Below are 20,088 nucleotides of genomic sequence, written 5' to 3'. Positions count from 1 at the left end.
TTTCCTGGGGCTCCGCCCCAGACCCCGCTCCTCAAACGCCGGAGGGGCTGGATATTCAGCCTCGCCGGCGTTTGAGGCGCGGGGGTCCGGGGGCGGAGCCCCCGGTTTCGGGAAGGGGCGGGGTGGGGGAAGGGCCCGCTGCAGGCGCCCCGTCAGGCGCGGAGGGCCGCGATGGATTCGGCCAGGGCCGACGGGACGTCGGGGACCAGGGTGTGGGCGCCGTCGCGGACGATGTGGCGGCCCGCCACCACCGTGTGGCGGACGTCCGAGGCCGTCGCGGCGAAGACCACTGCCTCCGCGCCGAGGCGGGGTACAGGACCCGCCGTCCGCACGGAGTCCAGGGCGATCGTGGTGAAGTCGGCCAGCGCGCCCACCGACAGGGTGCCCGCGTCGGCCCAGCCCAGCGCCGCATGGCCGTCGGCCGTGGCCGCCCGCAGCAGCGCCGCGGCCGTCCAGTGCCCCCGCGTGCGACTGGCCAGCCGCTCGTTGAGCTCCATCGCCCGGGCCTCTTCGAGCAGGTCGATCACCGCGTGGCTGTCGCTGCCCAGCGACAGCGGGCTGCCGGCCCGCTGGAGCCGGACCGCCGGGCCGATGCCGTCGGCGAGGTCGCGTTCGGTGGTGGGGCACATGCAGGTGCCGGTGGTGGTGCCGCCGAGGAGGGCGATGTCCGCGTCGGTGAGGTGCGTGTTGTGGACGCCGGTGGTGCGCGGGCCGAGCACCCCGTGGTCGGCCAGGAGCTCGGTCGGGGTGCGGCCGTGCGCGGCCCGGCAGGCGTCGTTCTCCGCTGTCTGCTCGGAGAGGTGGACGTGCAGGGGGGCGCGGCGGGCCTCGGCCCACTGCGCGACCGTGGCGAGCTGGTCCGCGGGGACGGCGCGCACGGAGTGGATCGCGGCGCCGATCCGGGCGTGCTCGCGCTCCTTGAGGGTGGACACCCGCTCGGCCCAGGCCTCGGCGGTGCCGTCGGAGAAGCGCAGCTGGTGCCGGTTGGGGGCCTCTCCGAAGCCGGCCGAGAGGTAGGCCGTGTCGAGGAGGGTGATGCGGATGCCGGCTTCGGCGGCGGCCGCGATCAGGGCCTCGCCCATGGCGTTGGGGTCCGCGTACGCGGCGCCGCCGGGGGCGTGGTGGACGTAGTGGAACTCGCCGACGGACGTGATGCCGGCCAGCGCCATCTCCGCGTACACGGCCCGGGCGAGCGCGAAGTACGAGTCGGGGGTGAGGTTCTGCGCGACGGAGTACATGACCTCGCGCCAGGTCCAGAAGGTGCCGGAGCCCACCTGGACCGTGCCGCGCAGGGCCCGGTGGAACGCGTGGGAGTGCGCGTTGGCCAGGCCGGGGATCGTCAGGCCGCGCAGCACCTCGGCGCCCGGGGGCGGGGTCGGGACCCCGGTCCGCAACGAGGCGATCCGCCCGTCCTGCACGTCCAGGGCCACGCCCGGCTCGACATGGGTGTCGAGCCAGGCGTGCTCCAGCCAGTACGTCGTCGTCACCGGCACGCGAGTCCTTCCAGTACGTCGGCGAGGGCGAGGACACCGGCCACGCAGTCGTCCTCGGCGGCGAACTCCCGCGGGGAGTGGGAGACGCCGGTCGGGTTCCGTACGAACAGCATCGCGGTCGGGACGGCGGCGGAGAGGATTCCGGCGTCGTGTCCCGCCCCCGTGCCGAGGACGGGGACGGCCCCGCCCAGGATCCGGTTGAGCTCGTCGCGCAGGGCGTGCTCGAACTCGACGACCGGGGTGAAGGACTCCCGGACGACTCCGAGGTCGATGCCGTCGTGGTCGGCGCGCTCGCGGGCGGCCTTCTCGATGGCGGTGACCACCGTGTCGAGGGTGGCCTGGTCGGCGGCGCGGGAGTCGAGCCAGCCGCGCACCAGGGACGGGATCGCGTTGACCCCGTTGGGCTCGACCGAGATCTTCCCGAAGGTGGCGACGGCCCCGGCGAGGGCCGCCTCCGTACGGGCGGCCAGGACGGTCGCCGCGTACGTGAGCATCGGGTCGCGGCGGTCGACCAGGCGGGTGGTGCCCGCGTGGTTGGCCTCGCCGTGGAAGTCGAACCGCCAGCGGCCGTGCGGCCAGATCGCGGAGGCGATGCCGACGGAGTCCCCGCTGAGGTCGAGGGCCCGGCCCTGTTCCACGTGGAGCTCGACGAACGCGCCGATGCGGGCCAGGCGTTCGGGGTCGGCCCCGATGGCGTCCGGGTCGTAGCCGGCGGCCTCCATGGCCTGGGGCAGGCTGATGCCGTCGGCGTCGCGCAGCTCGTACGCCTTCTCCTTGGTCAGCTGCCCGGCGGCGAGCCGGGAGCCGACGCAGGCGAGGCCGAAGCGGGCGCCTTCCTCGTCACCGAAGTTGGTGATGGCAAGAGGCCTGGAGAACTCCGCGCCCCTCCTGCGGAGTTCGTCCAGGGCCGCGAAGGAGGACACCACCCCGAGGGGGCCGTCGAAGGCCCCGCCGTCGGGGACGGAGTCCAGGTGGGAGCCGGTGACCACGGCGTCCCCCGCGAGGGGGTCGCCGAGCCAGGCCCACTGGTTGCCGTTGCGGTCGGTCTCGTACGTCAGCCCGCGGGCCTGCGCCTGCTCCTGGAACCAGGTCCGGCAGTCGGCGTCGGCCCCGCTCCAGGCGTACCGGCGATAGCCGCCGGAGTCCGCGTGGCGGCCGATGGGCGCGAGGTCCGCCCACATGGCGTGGAACGAGCTGCCCCCGTTCCCGGGGGCTCCGCCCCCAGCCCCCCGCGCCTCGAACGCCGGCGAGGCTGAATTCGCCTCGCTCACGCGGAGCCACCCTCGCGCATGGGAACCCGCACACCCCGGTCGTCCGCCACGGACTCCGCGATGTCGTAGCCGGCGTCGACGTGGCGGATGACGCCCATGCCCGGGTCGTTGGTGAGGACGCGGCGGATCTTCTCGCCGGCCAGCGGGGTGCCGTCGGCGACCGTGACCTGGCCCGCGTGGATGGAGCGGCCCATGCCGACGCCGCCGCCGTGGTGGATGGAGACCCAGGAGGCGCCGGAGGCCACGTTGACCATGGCGTTGAGCAGCGGCCAGTCGGCGATGGCGTCGGAGCCGTCGAGCATGGCCTCGGTCTCGCGGTACGGGGAGGCTACCGAGCCGCAGTCGAGGTGGTCGCGGCCGATGACCAGCGGGGCGGCGAGGGTGCCGTCGGCGACCATCTCGTTGAAGCGCTCGCCGGCCTTGTCGCGCTCGCCGTAGCCGAGCCAGCAGATGCGCGCGGGCAGGCCCTGGAAGTGGACCCGCTCGCCCGCCATCTTGATCCAGCGGTGCAGGGACTCGTTCTCGGGGAAGAGCTCCAGCATCGCCTTGTCGGTCTTGTGGATGTCCGAGGCCTCGCCCGACAGGGCCGCCCAGCGGAAGGGGCCCTTGCCCTCGCAGAACAGCGGGCGGATGTAGGCCGGGACGAAGCCGGGGAAGGCGAAGGCGCGGTCGTAGCCGGCCAGCTGGGCCTCGCCGCGGATGGAGTTGCCGTAGTCGAAGACCTCGGCGCCCGCGTCCATGAAGCCGACCATGGCCTCGACGTGCTTGGCCATGGACTCGCGGGCGCGGGTGGTGAAGCCCGCCGGGTCCTTGGCGGCGTAGGAGGCCATGTCCTCGAAGTCGACGCCGACGGGCAGGTAGGCGAGCGGGTCGTGGGCGCTCGTCTGGTCGGTGACGATGTCGATCGGGGCGCCCTCGGCCAGCATCTGCGGGAGCAGTTCGGCGGCGTTGCCGAGCAGGCCGATGGAGAGCGGCTTGCGGGCGTCGCGGGCCTCGACGGCCAGCTGGAGCGCGTGCCGCAGGTTGTCGGCCTTCACGTCCAGGTAGCGGTGCTCGATGCGGCGCTCGATGGCGCGCGGGTCGACGTCGATGCAGATGGCGACGCCGTCGTTCATCGTCACGGCCAGCGGCTGGGCGCCGCCCATGCCGCCGAGGCCGGCGGTGAGGGTGATGGTGCCGGCGAGGGTCCCATTGAACTTCTTGGCGGCGACCGCGGCGAAGGTCTCGTAGGTGCCCTGGAGGATGCCCTGCGTGCCGATGTAGATCCACGAACCGGCCGTCATCTGGCCGTACATGGTCAGGCCCAGGTTCTCCAGGCGGCGGAACTCCTCCCAGTTGGCCCAGTCGCCGACGAGGTTGGAGTTGGCGAGCAGGACGCGCGGCGCCCACTCGTGGGTCTGCATGACGCCGACCGGGCGGCCGGACTGGACGAGCATCGTCTCGTCCTGCTTGAGGGTCTGGAGGGTGCGGACCATCGCGTCGTACGAGCGCCAGTCGCGGGCGGCCTTGCCGGTGCCGCCGTAGACGACGAGCTTGTCGGGGTGCTCGGCGACCTCGGGGTCGAGGTTGTTCTGGAGCATCCGCAGCGCGGCCTCCTGCTGCCATCCCAGGGTGCTGAGCTCGGTGCCTCGCGCGGCACGTACGGGGCGGGGTCCTGACATGGCGGTGCCTCCTCCGATGTTGGTCAATCTATTCACATCCTCGCGTCCTGAATAGATTCAGTCAACACCTGCGGGCGGCCCCGTCGGATGATGGGATGGCGGACATGGCTGCCATCACGCACGCGGGAGAGGGCGCCGCCGCGCGCCGGGATCTGGCCGTACGCGCCGCCGTCGAGCAGGGGCTGCTGGACGCCGAGCCCGTGGCCTGCCTCCTGGACGTCGCCGGGATCCGGGCCTCGGCCGCCGCCCTGACCAGCGCCTTCGCGGCCGCCCTGGCCCCCGGCACCCCCGTCCTGCACGCCTTCGCCGTGAAGGCCGCCCCGCTCGTCCCGGTGCTGCGGCTGCTCGCCGACGCCGGGCTCGGCTGCGAGGTCGCCAGCCCCGGCGAGCTGGCACTGGCCCGGGCCGCGGGCGTCCCCGCCGCGCGGACGGTCCTGGACTCCCCCGCCAAGACGGCGGCCGAGCTGCGGGAGGCCCTGGCGCTGGGCATCGCCGTCAACGCCGACAACCCGCAGGAGCTGGCCCGCCTCGACGCGCTCGTCGGCGCCGGCCCCACCTCGAGCCCGCTCGGCGTCCGGATCAACCCGCAGACCGGCGCGGGGACCATCGGCGCCCTGTCCACGGCCACGGCGACCTCGAAGTTCGGGATCGCCCTGCGTGATCCGGGCGCGCGCGAGTGGCTCGTACGGGCCTATCTGGACCGGCCGTGGCTCACCCGCCTGCACGTCCACTCGGGCTCACAGGGCCTGGCGCTGCCCCTGATCGCGGAAGGCGTACGGGAACTGCACGCACTGGCCGAGGAGATCAACGCGGCGGCCGGGCGCCGCCAGGTCGACACCCTCGACATCGGCGGCGGCCTGCCGGTGAACTTCGCGTCGGACGAACCGGTGCCGACGTACGCGGAGTACGTGTCCGCCCTGCGCGAGGCGGCTCCCGCGCTCTTCGACGGCTCGTACGGGATCGTCACGGAGTTCGGCCGGTCCCTGCTCGCCAAGAACGGCCTGGTCCTGGCGCGGGTCGAGTACACCAAGACCAGCGGGGGCCGCGCGATCGCCCTCACCCACGCCGGGGTCCAGCTGGCGACGCGCACCGCGTACGCGCCGGCGGCGTGGCCGGTGCGGATCCTGCCCTACGACGCGAAGGGTGCCCCGAAGACCGGCGACCCGGTGGCGCAGGACATCGCGGGGCCGGCCTGCTTCGCGGGGGACCTCCTGGCCACGGCGCGGGGGCTGCCGCAGCTGGCTCCGGGCGACGTGATCGGCGTCCCGGACACCGGGGCGTACTTCTTCACGGCCCACTACGGCTACAACAGCCTGCCGCGGCCGGCGGTGCACGGCTTCGCGGTGACGGCGGCGGGCGGGGTCCGCTTCACGCTGGCGCGGCCCGCACAGTCGATGTCCGCGATCGTGGCGGAGGCAGGCGGCTCGCTGCCCGACGCCTTGCTGTAGCCGCTGAGATATAGCCCCGCCGGCGTTTGAGGCGCTGGGGGTCCGGGGGCGGCGCCCCCGGCAGTGGCGGCTAGTCCACGAACAGGCTCCGCGCGGCGGCCCGGGCGTCGAAGGCTTCCAGCCGGGCCTGCGCGTCCGGCAGCGCGTCCGCCATCGCCTCCAGCAGCACCCGGCCCAGCAGCATCGGCGCGCACGCCGTGTCGAAGGCCAGCCCGGTCCCGACCGGCGCCGGAATCAGCAGGTCCGAGTGGCGGGCCACCGGGGCGAAGGCCGAGTCCGCGACCGTCACCACGGTCAGGCCGGCCCGCCGGGAGCGTTCCAGGGTGTCCACGAGCTCCCGGGGGTAGCGCGGCAGGGCGAAGCAGAGCAGCGCCGTGGCCCCCTCGTAGAGGGCGCCGTCGATCCGGTCCTCCATCATCGAGCCGCCCTCGTCGAGGAGGCGTACGTCCGGATGCACCTTGGCGGCGAAGTACGCGAAGCCGCGCGCCTGCGAGGACGCCGCCCGCAGCCCCAGCACCGGCAGCGGGCTCGATGCCGCGAGCAGCCGCCCCGCCTCCTGGACCGGCGCGGGATCGGCGAGCATCACCGACAGCCGGCGCAGGTTCTCGATCTCGCCCTGGACCGCCTGCTGGTACTCGTTGTACGCGTCCTCGTGCTCGGCCCCGGCCCGCTCGGCGGGAGCCACCTCGCGCAGGTGGCGGCGCAGCGCGGGATATCCGTCGAAGCCCAGGGCCACGGCGAACCGGGTCACGGAGGGCTGGCTCACCCCGGCCAGTTCGGCGAGCTCCACGCTCGACAGGAAGGGCACGTCCGCCGCCCCGCGCACCATGCAGTGGGCGATCCGCCGCTGGGTCGGCGTCAGCCGGTGCCCCTCGAACAGCTTCTGCAGCCGCGCTGCCGGGCTGTCACTCATGGCGCCCCTCCGTCCCGGTGAGATATTCAGTCACGGAGCACTCTGCATGCGGTTATGCAGCGGGGCAAGCCGTGCCCGCGATCCGGATACGGGGGCTAGCCCCAGTGCCGGGGCCCGCGGCCGTTCCTACCGTGAGGGCATGGACGCCCACGCCCGAGAGCTGAAGAAGGAACTCGACGCCACGATGGACGCCCGGCGGGAGCTGGGGCCGGAGTACGAGGCCGCGCTGGTGGACTCGTTCGTCGAGAAGGTCGACACGCAGGTGCGGCGCCGGCTCGCGGAGCAACGCCTGTCCGCGGCGCGCGGCTCCGCCGGTGCCGGCACGGCGGAGGGGAACTTCGGCGAACGCTTCGGCTTCGCGATCATCACCCTGGTGCTGGCGATCCCGCTGTCGGCGATCGCTGCCGCGCAGGCTCAGCTGGAGGGTCTGGTGGTGGCCTGGGCCGGGATCGTGGGCGTGAACTTCATCCACGCCGGTCGCCTCCGGCGCGGTCGGCGGGAACCGCTGGGCTGAGTCCGGGGTGCGTGTCCGGGTGCGGCGCCGCTGCTGGGGCTCCGCCCCGGCCCCTCCCCCAGACTCCGTCCGGGGGTACCCCCACGCCTCAAACGCCGGCGGGGCTGAAGAAGATTGCGCGGGGACCGCCGCACCCTCGGTTGCCCGAGGGGCGGGACGACGGCGGTCCCCGCGAAGGACACGGCCGGGTCAGGGCCGTCCGCGTCCGTGGCGTCCGCACGGTCCGGGAGCCGCTCCGGAGGTGCACGAACGCCGTTCGGTGGTGTCGGCCGGGTTCCGGTCTCCCGGGCTTCCCTGCCGACAACCACCACTGTGCCGGAGCCGTGTTAAGCGGGTGCTGCCGTCACGTGACGGGCCCGTACCGATTGCGCGACGGCCACGCGCGGCCCCGTACGGGCTACTTGGCCGTCTTCGCCAGGAACGCCAGCAGGTCCTGACGGCTCACCACACCGGTGGGCTTGCCCTCGACCAGCACGATCGCCGCGTCCGCCTCGCCGAGCACCGCCATCAGCTCGGACACCGGCTCGCCGGAGCCGACCTGCGGCAGCGGCGAGCTCATGTGCTTCTCCAGCGGGTCGTTCAGCGAGGCCTGCTGCGCGAACAGCGCCGACAGCAGCTCCTTCTCGACCACCGAGCCGATGACCTCGGCCGCCATCACGTCGGGGTGACCGGCGCCCGGCTTGACGATCGGCATCTGCGAGACGCCGTACTCCCGCAGGACCTCGATCGCCTCGCCCACCGTCTCCTCGGGGTGCATGTGGACGAGGGAGGGGATGCCGCCCTCCTTGTCGGCGAGCACGTCGCCGATGCGCGCGGACGGTCCGGCCTCCTCCAGGAAGCCGTGGCCCGCCATCCACTCGTCGCTGAAGATCTTGCTGAGGTAGCCGCGGCCGCTGTCCGGCAGCAGGACGACGACCACGTCGTCCGGGCCGAGGCCCTCGGCCGCGCGCAGGGCGGCCACGACCGCCATGCCGCAGGACCCGCCGACGAGCAGGCCCTCCTCCTTCGCCAGCCGGCGCGTCATCTGGAAGGAGTCCTTGTCGGACACCGCGATGATCTCGTCCGTGACGTTCGGGTCGTAAGCGGTCGGCCAGAAGTCCTCGCCGACACCCTCGACGAGGTACGGACGGCCCGAGCCGCCCGAGTAGACCGAGCCCTCCGGGTCGGCGCCGATGACCTTGACTTTCCCGCCGCTGACCTCCTTGAGGTAGTTGCCGGTACCGGAAATCGTGCCGCCCGTGCCCACGCCCGCGACGAAGTGGGTGATCTTCCCGTCCGTCTGCTCCCAGAGCTCGGGGCCGGTGGTCTCGTAGTGCGAACGGGGGTTGTTCGGGTTGCTGTACTGGTCGGGCTTCCAGGCGCCCGGCGTCTCGCGCACGAGGCGGTCGGACACGTTGTAGTACGAGTCCGGGTGCTCCGGGTCGACGGCGGTCGGGCAGACCACGACGTCGGCGCCGTACGCGCGCATCACGTTGATCTTGTCCATGGACACCTTGTCAGGGCAGACGAAGATGCACTTGTAGCCCTTCTGCTGGGCCACGATGGCGAGTCCTACACCCGTGTTGCCGCTGGTCGGCTCCACGATGGTGCCACCGGGCTTGAGGGCTCCGCTCTGCTCGGCGGCCTCGATCATCCGTACGGCGATCCGGTCCTTCACGGATCCACCGGGATTGAAGTACTCGACCTTCGCAAGGACGGTGGCCTGCAGGCCTTCGGTCACACGGTTGAGCTTCACCAGCGGGGTGTTGCCGACGAGGCTGATCATCGAGTCGTGGAATTGCACCATGTTCTCCAAGGAGGGGACTCCACGGGTTCTCCGGGAGGTCCGGCCAGAGTATGCGGAAAGGGATTGGCCGACCGTGCGTACGGGGCAGGTAGGGGTCAATGAGGACCGAGGAGGTGGCCTGAAGGGTGTCCAGGGCGAGAACGGCCCGCCGGATCGCGGCGGGGGCAGCGTACGGCGGGGGCGGACTCGGACTGGTCGGGGCCGCCACGGTGGGGCTGGTGCTGGCGGAGATGCAGTTCGCCAAGCGGACGGTGGGGACCGGGCTGCCGGACCCGCCGCGCGCGGACGGGCTGTACGGGAGCGAGTTCGGCGGGCCGGAGCAGAGCCCGGGCCCGCTGCGCCTGGGCATGCTGGGCGACTCCACGGCCGCGGGGCTCGGCGTGCGGCGGGCCCGGCAGACTCCGGCGGCCCTGCTGGCCTCCGGGCTGGCGGCGGTGGCCGAGCGGCCGGTGCAACTGCACAACGTGGCCCTGTCGGGAGCCATGTCGGACGATCTCGACCGGCAGGTGGGGCTGCTGCTGGATGACGGCGCACCGCCCCCGGACGTGTGCGTGATCATGATCGGCGCGAACGACGTGACGCGCCGGATGCCGCCGACCCATTCGGTGCGGCTGCTGACCTCGGCCGTACGGCGGCTGCGGCTGGCCGGCTCCGAGGTCGTCGTGGGCACCTGCCCGGACCTGGGCACGATCGAGCCGGTGTACCAGCCGCTGCGCTGGCTGGCGCGCCGGGTCTCGCGCCAGCTGGCCGCCGCCCAGACCATAGGAGTGGTCGCGCTGGGCGCCCGTACGGTCTCGATGGGGGATCTGCTGGGCCCGGAGTTCGCCGCGAACCCGCGCGAGATGTTCGGCCCGGACTCCTACCACCCGTCGGCGGAGGGGTACGCGACCGCCGCCATGGCCGTGCTGCCCACGCTGTGCGCTGCGCTCGGCCTGTGGCCGGAGTCCGACCGGCTGGACGTGTCCCGCGACGAGGACATGCTGCCGGTGGCCAAGGCCGCGTCGGCCGCCGCGGGCCAGGCGGGCACGGAGGTCACGGCGGCCCGCGGCCCGTGGGTCCTGCTCAAGCACCGCCGCCGGCGCCGGGTCCCGGGCGAGGACCTGACGTCCCCGGCCGGCCCCGGCACGGGCACCCCGGCCGCGGGCGTCTCCGGCCCGGCCTGACCGCTGCGCGGAGCCCGCCACATCCAGCCCCTCCGGCGTTTGAGGAGCGGGGTCTGGGGCAGGGCCCCAGCAGCGGCGCCGCGCCAGGCGATGCGCAGCGCCCCGCGGGTGACCGCACACCCCGCGGGAGCGACCGGCATCACACCGCAAGGCCGGTGACCTGGACCGTACGGGGCGGTAACTTCGCTTGCGGTCCCGCTTAGAGCCGCAACACACCCTTGGAGCCCCGATGCCCGAAGCCGTCATCGTTTCCACCGCCCGCTCCCCCATCGGGCGGGCCTTCAAGGGGTCCCTCAAGGACGTCCGCCCGGACGACCTGACCGCGACGATCATCCAGGCCGCCCTCGCCAAGGTCCCCGGGCTGGACCCGCGCAACATCGACGACCTGATGCTCGGCTGCGGCCTCCCCGGCGGCGAGCAGGGCCACAACCTCGCCCGCATCGTCGCGGTCCAGATGGGCATGGACTACCTGCCGGGCGCCACCATCACCCGGTACTGCTCCTCCTCGCTCCAGACCTCCCGCATGGCCCTGCACGCCATCAAGGCGGGCGAGGGCGACGTCTTCATCTCCGCGGGCGTCGAGATGGTCTCCCGGTCGGTGAAGGGCTCCTCCGACGGCCTGCCGGACACCCACAACCCGCTCTTCGGCGACGCGGAGGCCCGTACGGCCGCCGTCGCGCAGAGCGAGGGCGCGTCCTGGCACGACCCGCGCGAGGACGGCCTGATCCCCGACGCGTACATCGCGATGGGCCAGACCGCCGAGAACCTGGCCCGCCTCAAGGGCGTGACCCGCCAGGACATGGACGAGTTCGGCGTCCGCTCGCAGAACCTCGCCGAAGAGGCCATCAAGAACGGCTTCTGGGCCCGCGAGATCACCCCGGTGACCACCCCGGACGGCACGGTCGTCGCCACCGACGACGGCCCGCGCGCCGGCGTGACCCTGGAGGGCGTACAGGGCCTCAAGCCCGTCTTCCGCCCCGACGGACTGGTCACGGCCGCCAACTGCTGCCCGCTCAACGACGGCGCCGCGGCCCTGGTCATCATGAGCGACACCAAGGCCCGCGAGCTGGGCCTGACCCCGCTGGCCCGGATCGTCTCCACCGGTGTCACCGGCCTCTCCCCCGAGATCATGGGCCTGGGCCCGGTCGAGGCGTCCAAGCAGGCCCTGAAGCGGGCCGGCCTGACGGTCGGCGACATCGACCTCTTCGAGATCAACGAGGCCTTCGCGGCCCAGGTCATCCCGTCGTACCGGGACCTGGAGATCCCGCTCGACAAGCTGAACGTCAACGGCGGGGCCATCGCCGTCGGTCACCCCTTCGGGATGACGGGTGCCCGCATCACCGGCACGCTGATCAACAGCCTGCAGTTCCACGACAAGCAGTTCGGTCTCGAAACCATGTGCGTCGGCGGCGGCCAGGGCATGGCCATGGTCATCGAGCGCCTGAGCTGATCGGCGCCCGTCCCGGCTCCGTCTGATCAAGGACGGCCCCAGTCGCCGCAAGGGATCCGGGCGGATCCCTTGCGGCGTACTGACACGGGATCTAATCCCTTCGCGGCCGACCTGTGACCGAATCTCCCCCAGGATGTGACCTATGTCCTGGGGGATTGGCATTTATGCAGGTCAACGGAGGTACAGGGGGTACGGGTGTGACCAAAGCCCTGTCCAATTCGTGACGTAATGCACTGCACGCCATTCCCAGGTCGGGACACTCTGATGTAGGAAGTCGGGGGATCGAATCACCTCAGGAGTTAGTCAGTGAGCGCCATGTCTCTTGCCCTGCTGCTGACCACGGCCGCTGCCACGGCCGTGGGCGCTGCTGCGCTGCACGCCGTCCACGCCCTGCGCAAGCAGGTCACCGCGCTGCGGGGCGAGCTGGCGGTGCCGGTCCACCCTCGCGGTGCGACCGTCCCGCACGCCCGCAGCGCCGTGGAGTCCCCCGCCGCCGAGATACGAGCCGCCGTGGCCGAGGCCCTCGCCGAGGAGCGCGAGCGCGAGCTGGCCGAGGCGCGCGCCTTCTGGGCCGCGCAGGAGGCCCGTGACGCCGCCGACGCTTCCCCGCGCTTCGCCGGGGAGACCCCCACCTCGCTGCTGGGCGGCCTGCCCGGCCTCGGAGAGGACGGCCCGGTCTTCCTGCCCCGGCAGGCCGACCTGGTGGGTCTGGAGCCCGTGCTCGGCGAGGACTCCCTCGACGACTTCCCCGGCTACCCCGAGGATTCGGCCGAGCTGGCCGCCGCCCGCCGGCGCCACCCCTCGCACCCCGACTTCGTACCGGCCCAGGCGCACCACCCCGGCGCCGACCACGAGCGCACCGTCAACCGCCTGGAGGAGCTCGCGGAGGCCCGTACGGCCCTCGCGGACGTCCGCCCCGGCCCGCTGGGCACGCTCGACGTGTACGTCTTCACCGACGGCACCACGCTGTGCATGACCCCCGGGCACCGGGAGACCGCGGAGCGCCTCGCCGCGGCCCTGCGCTCGGGCACCGCGCCGGTCCTGCTGGGCGGCTCGGGCATCTCCGGCGCCTACGCGCTGACCTTCTCCTGCGGTGACGCCGAGGACCCCGAGAGCAACGTCTACATCCTCGCGGACCGGGTCATCGCCTCGCTCTGATTCATCGCAGCGCCCTGGCTTCCGCCTGCTCCACCAGCCGCACGGCCTCGTCCAGCATCCCGGACGGGGCCTTCGCGCTGTCCGGGGCGGCCGCGGCGGCGCGCAGCGCCTCGGCGAGGTCCAGCCCGGCCACCGCCACCTGGTCGCCGACGACGAAGATCCCCGCGTCCGGCATCTCCCGCGGCGCCCCCTCGGGCGTCCCCGCGGGCCCCTCCAGCAGCTGCGCCCGTACGGAGAGCTCACGGGCCAGCTCCAGGGCCACGGCGGCGGCTCCCTGCTGGAGGCGGCTCTGCGGTGCGGCCCGCAGCCGGTCGGCGAAACGTTCCACGACGGCGGTCAGGGGCGAAGTATCAAGCACCCGGCCGACCTTACGCGCCGTCCGGGCGCCATTGCCAACGGGCGAACTCTCCGGCACGGTGGCGTGAAGAGAACAGCACGGCAATACCTCCGGAGGCGCCCATGTCCGTAGAGTTCTCCGAGCAGACACACCGCAACATGATCGACAGAATCCCCCAGACCACCGGTCGTGAGCTCTCCGACTGGCTCCGCACCGTCGACGAAGGCCCCTCCCTCGTCCGGTTCGAGGAGAAGGTCAGCTGGCTCCGCGGCGCGCACGAGCTGTCGTACGGCCAGGCCAAGGCGATCATCCACGAGTACGACCTGCGCAGAGCAGCGCGCCGGTTCGGCTGACCCCCGTCCCCGACTCCGACCCCCTCGTGTTCCACACGCGGGAAGGCCCCGCGAGCGCTGTGCTCGCGGGGCCTTCCCCATGCTGTGGACGGAGGGCAGCCGCGAGGGCCGCCGGTCCTGCTAGTCGTCGCCCGAGAGGATCTGGAAGATGCGCAGCATCTCGACGTAGATCCACACCAGGGTCATGGTGAGGGCGAAGGCCGCCAGCCAGGCCTCCTCGCGCGGGGCACCGTAGGTGATGCCGTCCTCGACCTGCTTGAAGTCCAGAGCGAGGAAGCACGCGCCGAGGATGACGCCGATGGCGCCGAACAGGAGGCCGAGGCCGCCGCTGCGGAAGCCGAGGCCGTCACCGCCGCCGAAGACGGCGAACAGCGAGTTCACGACCATGAGCAGGACGAAGCCCAGGGCCGCGGCCATCACGAAGCCGTAGAAACGGCGGGTGACGCGGATCCAGCCCATCTTGTAGGCGAGGAGCACGGCGGCGAAGACGCACATCGTGCCCATCACGGCCTGGATGACCACGCCGGGGCCCAGGTAGGTGCTGGTGGCCGCGCTGATCATGCCGAGGAGGACACCCTCGAATGCCGCGTACCCCAGGATCAGGGCCGGGGAGGCCTTGCGCTTGAACGACTGCACCATCGCCAGCACGAAGGCGACGAGGCCCGCACCGAAGGCGATGGCGTACGACGTGCCGAGGTTCGCCTTGTCGACGGGCAGGAAGATCCAGGACAGGGTGGCCGTCACGATGAGCGTGCCGAGCGTCATGGCCGTACGGCTCACGACGTCGTCCATGGTCATCACGTTGGCGCGCGCCGGTGCCTGGGGCATGCCCGTGGTCGGGTCGGTGGCGTACGGGTTCGTCGCGTACGGGTTGGTCCCGGCCTGCTGGTGCTGCTGCTGCGCGTCGAATCCCGCGTAGCCACCGTTGTCGCGGCTGAACCCCCGTCGCGAGAAGACCGGGTTACTGCTCCTCATCTCACTCCTCCGTGGCCACCGAGCGCGGCCTCAGCCTCAAGAGTAATGCGCTCGCAAAGAAAGCACCCTACTGCTGGAGGAGGATCTTAGAAGAAGGCATGGCGAAGCGCAGGAGAGGGGAAGGGGCACCTCGCGAGGCCTGCGGAGTGCCCGGAGCCGGACTTGAACCGGCACGGCCCGAAGGCCAGCGAGGTTTAAGCTCGCCGTGTCTGCATTCCACCATCCGGGCAGTGCGTGGCGGCCCCCGTAGAAAAGCCTTGAACGCTGCGCCGAGCCTATCCGGATCGACCTTGGTGCCAACCGGCCGTCTATCCGATGTTGTCTTATTTTATTGGCGCTTGAGGGTCCGTCAGAGACAAGAACGCACGGTCGGCCCGTTCTGATGGGCGATCACCACTGTGTGGGAATGACGGGATTTCGATGGCCCGCGCCACCCCGCGCGCCACCCCTCCGCCACCCCGGGCCACCGCACGTCGGTCAGGGCCGCTGTCATACCAAAGGAGGAGGCGCGTACCCCGGCCGTCAGACTCCAGTGGGCCAGGGAACGAGCTCGGCGGCTGATCCGGAGCGGGGTCCGCGCGGCGAGGATGGGTGAGTCCCACCCCGCAGACGTAGGAGCCGTCCCGTGACCACCATGAACTACGCCCCGCACACCGCCCAGGCCGTGGCCGCCCGCGCCACCGGCCTCTCCAAGGTGTACGGCCAGGGCGAGACCCAGGTGGTCGCCCTCGACAACGTCTCCGTGGACTTCGCCCAGGGGCAGTTCACCGCGATCATGGGCCCCTCGGGCTCCGGAAAGTCCACGCTGATGCACTGCGTCGCGGGCCTGGACACCTTCTCCGCCGGCTCCGTGCGCATCGGCGAGACCGAGCTGGGCACCCTGAAGGACAAGCAGCTCACCCAGCTGCGCCGGGACAAGATCGGCTTCATCTTCCAGGCCTTCAACCTGCTGCCGACCCTGACGGCCCTGGAGAACATCACGCTCCCCATGGACATCGCCGGCCGCAAGCCCGACAAGCAGTGGCTGGACAACGTGATCGGCATGGTCGGCCTCTCCGAGCGCCTCTCCCACCGGCCCACCCAGCTCTCCGGCGGCCAGCAGCAGCGCGTGGCCGTCGCCCGCGCCCTGGCCTCCCGGCCCGAGATCATCTTCGGCGACGAGCCCACCGGCAACCTCGACTCCCGCTCCGGCGCCGAAGTCCTCGGCTTCCTGCGCAACTCGGTCCGCGAGCTCGGCCAGACCGTCGTCATGGTCACCCACGACCCCGTCGCCGCCTCCTACGCGGACCGCGTCATCTTCCTCGCCGACGGCCGCATCGTCGACGAGATGCTCAGCCCCACCGCCGACGGCGTGCTCGACCGGATGAAGGACTTCGACGCCAAGGGCCGCACCAGCTGACCCGGGGTCTCCCCCGCCACGTTCCCCCGACCTCCAGCCAGCCCCCCAGGACTGAGACCCCCATGTTCCGTACCGCCCTGCGCAACGTCCTCGCGCACAAGGCCCGACTGCTGATGACGGTGCTCGCCGTCGTCCTCGGCGTCGCCTTCGTCTCCGGCACCCTCGTCTTCACCGACACCCTCGGCAAGTCCCTCAGCAGCCAGTCCGCGAAGAGCTACGAAGGCGTCGCCGTCTCCGTCACCTCGTACGGCCAGACCCGCGACGACGACGGCCAGAAGCAGGGCGAGCCCGGCATCAGCCAGCAGACCCTCGACAAGGTCAAGGCCATCAAGGGCGTCGACGCCGTGAGCGGCCGGGTCGCCGGCTTCGCCGGCGTCGGCGACGAGAACGGCAAGCTGATCGGCCAGGGCTGGGCCAACCGGGGCTCCAACTACGCCCCCGTCAAGGACGGCAAGGACCCGCGCTACACCTTCACCGACGGCACCGGCCCGGCGAAGGACGACCAGATCGCCCTCGACAAGGAGACCGCTTCCAAGGGCGCGTACAAGGTCGGCGACAAGGTCCGCGTCGCCACCAACGGCCCGGTCAAGGAGTACGCCCTCACCGGCGTCTTCACCACCGAGGACGGCTCGGTCAACGCGGGCGGCAGCCTGGTGCTGTTCGACACCGCCGTCGCGCAGCAGCTGTACCTGAAGCCCGGCTTCTACCAGGAGCTCTCCGTCAGCGCGCAGGCCGGCACCACCGCCGACCAGCTGCTCTCCGAGGTCAAGCCGCTGCTCGACACCAAGAACACCAAGGCCCAGACCGGCGCCGCACTGGCCAAGGAGCAGGCCAAGGAGATCGAGAAGGGGATGAGCGGCATGAACACCATGCTGCTGATGTTCGCCTTCATCGCGCTCTTCGTCGGCGTCTTCCTGATCTACAACACCTTCACCATGCTGGTCACCCAGCGCACCAAGGAGCTGGCCCTGCTGCGCGCCGTCGGTGCCAACCGCGGCCAGGTCATGCGCTCGGTGCTCGCCGAGGCCCTGGTCGTCGGCCTCGTCTCCGCCGCGATCGGCCTCGCCACCGGTGTCGGCCTCGCGGTCGGCATGCGCTCCCTGATGGACTCCCTCGGCGCCAAGATCCCGGCCGGCGACCTGGTGATCGCCCCGGGCACGATCATCGCGGCCCTGGTCATCGGCGTCCTCGTCACCGTGCTCGCCGCGCTGCTGCCCGCCTGGCGCACCGGCCGGATCGCCCCGGTCGCGGCCATGGGCAGCGCCCACCTGCCGGCCACCGCGAAGTCGCTCGTCCTGCGCAACGTCTTCGGCAGCGTCCTCGGCCTGATCGGCATCGGCCTGGTCATGCTCGGCGTGTCCATGGGCGGCGACGGCCGGATGGTCATCGGCGGCGGAGCGTTCTTCATGCTCATCGGCCTGATCGTGCTGCTGCCGCTGCTGTCGCGGCCGGTCATCTCGGCCCTGCGGCCGCCGCTGCAGAAGGTCTTCGGGGTGCCCGGCAAGCTGGCCGCGCAGAACGCCCTGCGCAACCCGCGCCGCACGGCCGTCACCGCCGCCTCGCTGGCCATCGGCCTGACCCTGGTCACCGCGCTCTCGGTCATCGGCATCACCATGGGCAAGGCCGTGGACCGGATGAGCACGGACAAGATCAAGGCCGACTACAAGGTCTCCATGAACGGCGGCATCGGCAGCCTGGACAAGTCGGTCGCCGAGACCCTGGCGAAGGCCCCCGGCATCAAGGCGGTCTCCCCGCAGACCGCCGGCTCGCTGCAGATCGGCGGCGACTTCCACGCGGCATCGGGCGTCAACCCGGCCGCCATCGGCGAGATGCTCAACATCGACGTCGTCAGCGGTTCGCTGAGCAGCCTGGGCAAGGGCGAGGTCGCCGTCGCGGACAAGACCGCGGCGAAGGCCAAGCTCACGGTCGGCTCGACGCTCGAGGTCATGTACGACGACGGCCAGAAGGCCTCGCTCAAGGTCGGCGCGGTCTACAAGGAGCTGGACGGCCTGCTCTCCCCGTACGTCCTCGACGACAAGGTCCTCAGCGCGCACTCCGACGACCCCTACATCCCCGAGGTGTACGTCAACGCCACCGGCGGCGAGTCCAAGGCCAGTGAGAAGGCCGTCCTGGACGCGCTCGGCAACAACCCGGCGATCGGCATCGCCACCCAGCAGGACATGCGCAACGAGATGGGCGGCATCGTCAACCTGGCGCTGAACATCATGTACGGCCTGCTCGGCATGGCCCTGATCATCTCGGTGCTCGGCGTGGTCAACACCCTCGCGATGTCCGTCTTCGAGCGCAAGCAGGAGATCGGCATGCTGCGGGCGATCGGTCTCGACCGCAGCCGGGTCAAGAACATGATCCGCCTGGAGGCCGTGGTCATCTCGCTCTTCGGCGCGATCCTCGGCATCGGCGTCGGCGTCTTCCTCGCCTGGGCCGTCGGCACCACCTTCAGCAAGTCGGTCCCGGGCTACGCCCTGGTCATCCCGTACGACCGGATCGGCATCTTCCTCCTGCTGGCCGCCGTGGTCGGCGTCCTGGCCGCCATGTGGCCGGCCCGCAGCGCCGCCCGCCTGAACATGCTGACGGCCATCAAGACCGAGTAGGAACGCAGGGACAGGTGAAGGGCCCCGGGGCAACCGCCCCGGGGCCCTTCGCCGTTCGTACGAGGGCTACGGAAAGCTACGCGCCCCAGGTCCGCAGCCGCAGCGGCAGCCCCGAGTCGCCGTCCGCCCCCGACTTCACCGCGAGCACCTGGTTGACCCCGAGCCTGCCCCGCTCGAAGCCGAGCGCGGAGGCCGCCATGTAGAGCCGCCAGACCCGGGCCCGCCCGGGCGAGGTGAGGCGTACGGCCTCCTCCCAGTGCTCCTCCAGCCGCGCCACCCAGGCCCGCAGGGTCAGCGCGTAGTGCTCGCGCAGCGCCTCCACGTCGCGCACTTCGAAGCCGGCCCGCTCCAACTCGCCGACGGTGGTGCCGAGCGGGGAGAGCTCCCCGTCGGGGAAGACGTAGGCGTCGATGAACTCGTCGATCCGGTACCCCTCTTCGTCGGGCTCCGGCGGGCGGGCGATCTGGTGGTTGAGCAGCCGGCCGCCGGGGCGCAGCAGGGCGTGCAGGGTGCGGGCGTAGTCCCGGTAGCGGTCCGCTCCGACGTGTTCGGCCATCCCGATGGAGGAAAGGGCGTCGTACGGCCCGTCCCTGACGTCCCGGTAGTCCTGGATCCGGATCTCGACGAGGTCGGCCAGTCCCTCCTCCGCGACGCGCTTGCGGGCGTAGGCGGCCTGCTCGCGCGAGAGCGTGATGCCGGTGACCCGGACGCCGTACTCGCGGGCCGCGTGCAGCGCCATGGAGCCCCAGCCGCAGCCGACGTCGAGGAGGCGGTCACCGGGCTTGAGGCCGAGCTTGCGGCAGACCAGGTCGAGCTTGTCCCGCTGGGCCTCCTCCAGGGTGGCTCCGGGGCTCCAGTAGGCGCAGGAGTACACCATCGAGGGGCCGAGCACGTGCCCGTAGAACTCGTTGCCGACGTCGTAGTGGTGGCTGATGGCCTGCCGGTCGCGCCCCTTGCTGTGCCGTGGCCCGCCGCGCCGGACCGCCTCCTCGGCGGGGGGCGGGGGCGGCGGCAGCGGGCCGCCCAGCGCGATCAGCTCGCGTACGGCGGCCCGGTGGCCGGGGTCGCGCAGCAGCCGGGCCGCCTCCGGTACGGCGGTGGGCCGGGCCCGCTTCGCCCGGCGCGCGAGGCCCTCCAGGGCCGCGAACGCCCCGGGCCGCGCGGCCGGCGGCAGCGGTCCGGTCTGCGGGGGCCGCTCCCACAGCGGGCCCGCCACCTGGCCCAGCAGGGCGAACAGGTCGCCCTCCACGGTCAGCTCGCCCGCCACCCACGCGCGGGCCAGGCCCAGTTCGCCGGGCTTCCACAGCATCCGGCGCACGGCGCGGCGGTCGTGGATCACGAGCACGGGCCCGGTGGACGGGCCCGCCTCGCTGCCGTCCCAGGCCCGGACGCGCACCGGCAGCGGGGCACCCAGCAATGTCTCGGCAACAGCGGCCAGCCGCGGCGCGGCGTCGGTCATGGCGCACCTCCACATCTCCGACCCATGGGGGTGTCCGGGGATCAGGGCCGGGCCCGGCCCGCCTGGCGCCGGGGCTGATCCGGCCCTGATCCCCGG

At 72.2% G+C, this 20,088-nt stretch carries 16 protein-coding genes and 1 tRNA gene; 8 read left to right on the top strand and 9 right to left on the bottom strand.

From position 1 onward, the window contains the following. Nucleotides 1–152: 152 nt before the first annotated feature. The 3 genes from ACZ45T_RS14655 to hutU all read right to left on the bottom strand — a co-directional run bounded on the left by ACZ45T_RS14655 (nt 153) and on the right by hutU (nt 4,425). Nucleotides 153–1,493 (bottom strand): formimidoylglutamate deiminase, encoded by a 1,341-nt coding sequence (locus tag ACZ45T_RS14655; RefSeq protein ID WP_468441027.1) that lies wholly within the window; start codon nt 1,491–1,493, stop codon nt 153–155. Then, nucleotides 1,484–2,674 (bottom strand): allantoate amidohydrolase, encoded by a 1,191-nt coding sequence (locus ACZ45T_RS14650; RefSeq protein ID WP_468441147.1) that lies wholly within the window; start codon nt 2,672–2,674, stop codon nt 1,484–1,486. Before ACZ45T_RS14650 ends, ACZ45T_RS14655 begins: the two co-directional genes overlap by 10 nt. A gap of 86 nt (nt 2,675–2,760) precedes the next feature. Then, entirely contained in the window at nt 2,761–4,425 is a 1,665-nt protein-coding gene (hutU, locus tag ACZ45T_RS14645) for a urocanate hydratase (protein WP_468441025.1), read from the bottom strand. A 104-nt stretch (nt 4,426–4,529) separates the two neighbouring features. Here hutU and ACZ45T_RS14640 point away from each other — a divergent pair, with 104 nt between their 5' ends. Then, on the top strand, nt 4,530–5,873 hold the full coding sequence (locus ACZ45T_RS14640) for a type III PLP-dependent enzyme domain-containing protein (protein ID WP_468441023.1): 1,344 nt from the start codon (nt 4,530–4,532) through the stop codon (nt 5,871–5,873). A gap of 70 nt (nt 5,874–5,943) precedes the next feature. Here ACZ45T_RS14640 and ACZ45T_RS14635 read toward each other — a convergent pair whose 3' ends face one another. Further along, a complete protein-coding gene (locus tag ACZ45T_RS14635) occupies nt 5,944–6,786 on the bottom strand; it encodes a MurR/RpiR family transcriptional regulator (protein ID WP_468441021.1) in 843 nt (280 codons plus the stop codon). A 139-nt stretch (nt 6,787–6,925) separates the two neighbouring features. On the opposite strand from ACZ45T_RS14635, the gene ACZ45T_RS14630 reads away from it, so the two are divergent. Continuing rightward, nucleotides 6,926–7,300: a hypothetical protein gene (locus ACZ45T_RS14630; RefSeq protein WP_468441019.1), complete on the top strand. Its 375-nt coding sequence runs from the start codon at nt 6,926–6,928 to the stop codon at nt 7,298–7,300. A 397-nt stretch (nt 7,301–7,697) separates the two neighbouring features. On the opposite strand, the gene ACZ45T_RS14625 is transcribed toward ACZ45T_RS14630, so the two are convergent. Further along, nucleotides 7,698–9,083, bottom strand: a complete 1,386-nt coding sequence (locus ACZ45T_RS14625) for a cystathionine beta-synthase (protein ID WP_468441145.1) — start codon at nt 9,081–9,083, stop codon at nt 7,698–7,700. Nucleotides 9,084–9,211: 128 nt separating this feature from the next. Here ACZ45T_RS14625 and ACZ45T_RS14620 point away from each other — a divergent pair, with 128 nt between their 5' ends. The 3 genes from ACZ45T_RS14620 (at nt 9,212) to ACZ45T_RS14610 (ending at nt 12,857) form a co-directional block, all read left to right on the top strand. Further along, nucleotides 9,212–10,249 carry an SGNH/GDSL hydrolase family protein gene (locus ACZ45T_RS14620; RefSeq protein ID WP_468441017.1) on the top strand — a complete coding sequence of 346 codons (1,038 nt, stop codon included), beginning with the start codon at nt 9,212–9,214 and terminating at the stop codon, nt 10,247–10,249. Between the two features lie 229 nt (nt 10,250–10,478). Then, on the top strand, nt 10,479–11,699 hold the full coding sequence (locus ACZ45T_RS14615) for an acetyl-CoA C-acetyltransferase (RefSeq protein ID WP_468441015.1): 1,221 nt from the start codon (nt 10,479–10,481) through the stop codon (nt 11,697–11,699). A gap of 315 nt (nt 11,700–12,014) precedes the next feature. Beyond that, nucleotides 12,015–12,857 (top strand): hypothetical protein, encoded by an 843-nt coding sequence (locus ACZ45T_RS14610; RefSeq protein WP_468441143.1) that lies wholly within the window; start codon nt 12,015–12,017, stop codon nt 12,855–12,857. A 1-nt stretch (nt 12,858) separates the two neighbouring features. Here ACZ45T_RS14610 and ACZ45T_RS14605 read toward each other — a convergent pair whose 3' ends face one another. Continuing rightward, nucleotides 12,859–13,215 carry a hypothetical protein gene (locus tag ACZ45T_RS14605; RefSeq protein WP_468441013.1) on the bottom strand — a complete coding sequence of 119 codons (357 nt, stop codon included), beginning with the start codon at nt 13,213–13,215 and terminating at the stop codon, nt 12,859–12,861. Between the two features lie 101 nt (nt 13,216–13,316). On the opposite strand from ACZ45T_RS14605, the gene ACZ45T_RS14600 reads away from it, so the two are divergent. Then, on the top strand, nt 13,317–13,547 hold the full coding sequence (locus ACZ45T_RS14600; RefSeq protein WP_398564625.1) for a DUF4287 domain-containing protein: 231 nt from the start codon (nt 13,317–13,319) through the stop codon (nt 13,545–13,547). A 120-nt stretch (nt 13,548–13,667) separates the two neighbouring features. Here ACZ45T_RS14600 and ACZ45T_RS14595 read toward each other — a convergent pair whose 3' ends face one another. Beyond that, entirely contained in the window at nt 13,668–14,522 is an 855-nt protein-coding gene (locus ACZ45T_RS14595; protein WP_468441011.1) for a Bax inhibitor-1/YccA family protein, read from the bottom strand. 147 nt (nt 14,523–14,669) lie between these two features. Next, nucleotides 14,670–14,751, bottom strand: a tRNA-Leu gene (locus ACZ45T_RS14590). Between the two features lie 405 nt (nt 14,752–15,156). On the opposite strand from ACZ45T_RS14590, the gene ACZ45T_RS14585 reads away from it, so the two are divergent. Further along, nucleotides 15,157–15,921 carry an ABC transporter ATP-binding protein gene (locus ACZ45T_RS14585; RefSeq protein ID WP_468441141.1) on the top strand — a complete coding sequence of 255 codons (765 nt, stop codon included), beginning with the start codon at nt 15,157–15,159 and terminating at the stop codon, nt 15,919–15,921. 62 nt (nt 15,922–15,983) lie between these two features. Beyond that, nucleotides 15,984–18,533, top strand: a complete 2,550-nt coding sequence (locus ACZ45T_RS14580) for an ABC transporter permease (protein WP_468441009.1) — start codon at nt 15,984–15,986, stop codon at nt 18,531–18,533. Between the two features lie 76 nt (nt 18,534–18,609). On the opposite strand, the gene ACZ45T_RS14575 is transcribed toward ACZ45T_RS14580, so the two are convergent. Continuing rightward, nucleotides 18,610–19,992 carry a class I SAM-dependent methyltransferase gene (locus ACZ45T_RS14575; RefSeq protein WP_468441007.1) on the bottom strand — a complete coding sequence of 461 codons (1,383 nt, stop codon included), beginning with the start codon at nt 19,990–19,992 and terminating at the stop codon, nt 18,610–18,612. Between the last annotated feature and the right edge of the window lie 96 nt (nt 19,993–20,088).

The sequence above is a fragment of the Streptomyces sp. NPDC030995 genome (genome assembly GCF_055571215.1).
Note: the sequence above shows the minus strand (reverse complement) of the source record. Positions and strands in the feature narration are given on the sequence as shown.

Excerpts from the sequence above, each read along its gene's own strand:
- ACZ45T_RS14585 (WP_468441141.1), top strand. The coding sequence starts at position 15,157 with ATGAACTACGCCCCGCACACCGCCCAGGCCGTGGCCGCCCGCGCCACC.
- ACZ45T_RS14610 (WP_468441143.1), top strand. The coding sequence starts at position 12,015 with ATGTCTCTTGCCCTGCTGCTGACCACGGCCGCTGCCACGGCCGTGGGC.
- ACZ45T_RS14595 (WP_468441011.1), bottom strand. The coding sequence starts at position 14,522 with ATGAGGAGCAGTAACCCGGTCTTCTCGCGACGGGGGTTCAGCCGCGAC.
- ACZ45T_RS14635 (WP_468441021.1), bottom strand. The coding sequence starts at position 6,786 with ATGAGTGACAGCCCGGCAGCGCGGCTGCAGAAGCTGTTCGAGGGGCAC.
- ACZ45T_RS14615 (WP_468441015.1), top strand. The coding sequence starts at position 10,479 with ATGCCCGAAGCCGTCATCGTTTCCACCGCCCGCTCCCCCATCGGGCGG.
- ACZ45T_RS14575 (WP_468441007.1), bottom strand. The coding sequence starts at position 19,992 with ATGACCGACGCCGCGCCGCGGCTGGCCGCTGTTGCCGAGACATTGCTG.
- ACZ45T_RS14650 (WP_468441147.1), bottom strand. The coding sequence starts at position 2,674 with ATGTGGGCGGACCTCGCGCCCATCGGCCGCCACGCGGACTCCGGCGGC.
- ACZ45T_RS14630 (WP_468441019.1), top strand. The coding sequence starts at position 6,926 with ATGGACGCCCACGCCCGAGAGCTGAAGAAGGAACTCGACGCCACGATG.
- ACZ45T_RS14600 (WP_398564625.1), top strand. The coding sequence starts at position 13,317 with ATGTCCGTAGAGTTCTCCGAGCAGACACACCGCAACATGATCGACAGA.
- hutU (WP_468441025.1), bottom strand. The coding sequence starts at position 4,425 with ATGTCAGGACCCCGCCCCGTACGTGCCGCGCGAGGCACCGAGCTCAGC.
- ACZ45T_RS14580 (WP_468441009.1), top strand. The coding sequence starts at position 15,984 with ATGTTCCGTACCGCCCTGCGCAACGTCCTCGCGCACAAGGCCCGACTG.
- ACZ45T_RS14640 (WP_468441023.1), top strand. The coding sequence starts at position 4,530 with ATGGCTGCCATCACGCACGCGGGAGAGGGCGCCGCCGCGCGCCGGGAT.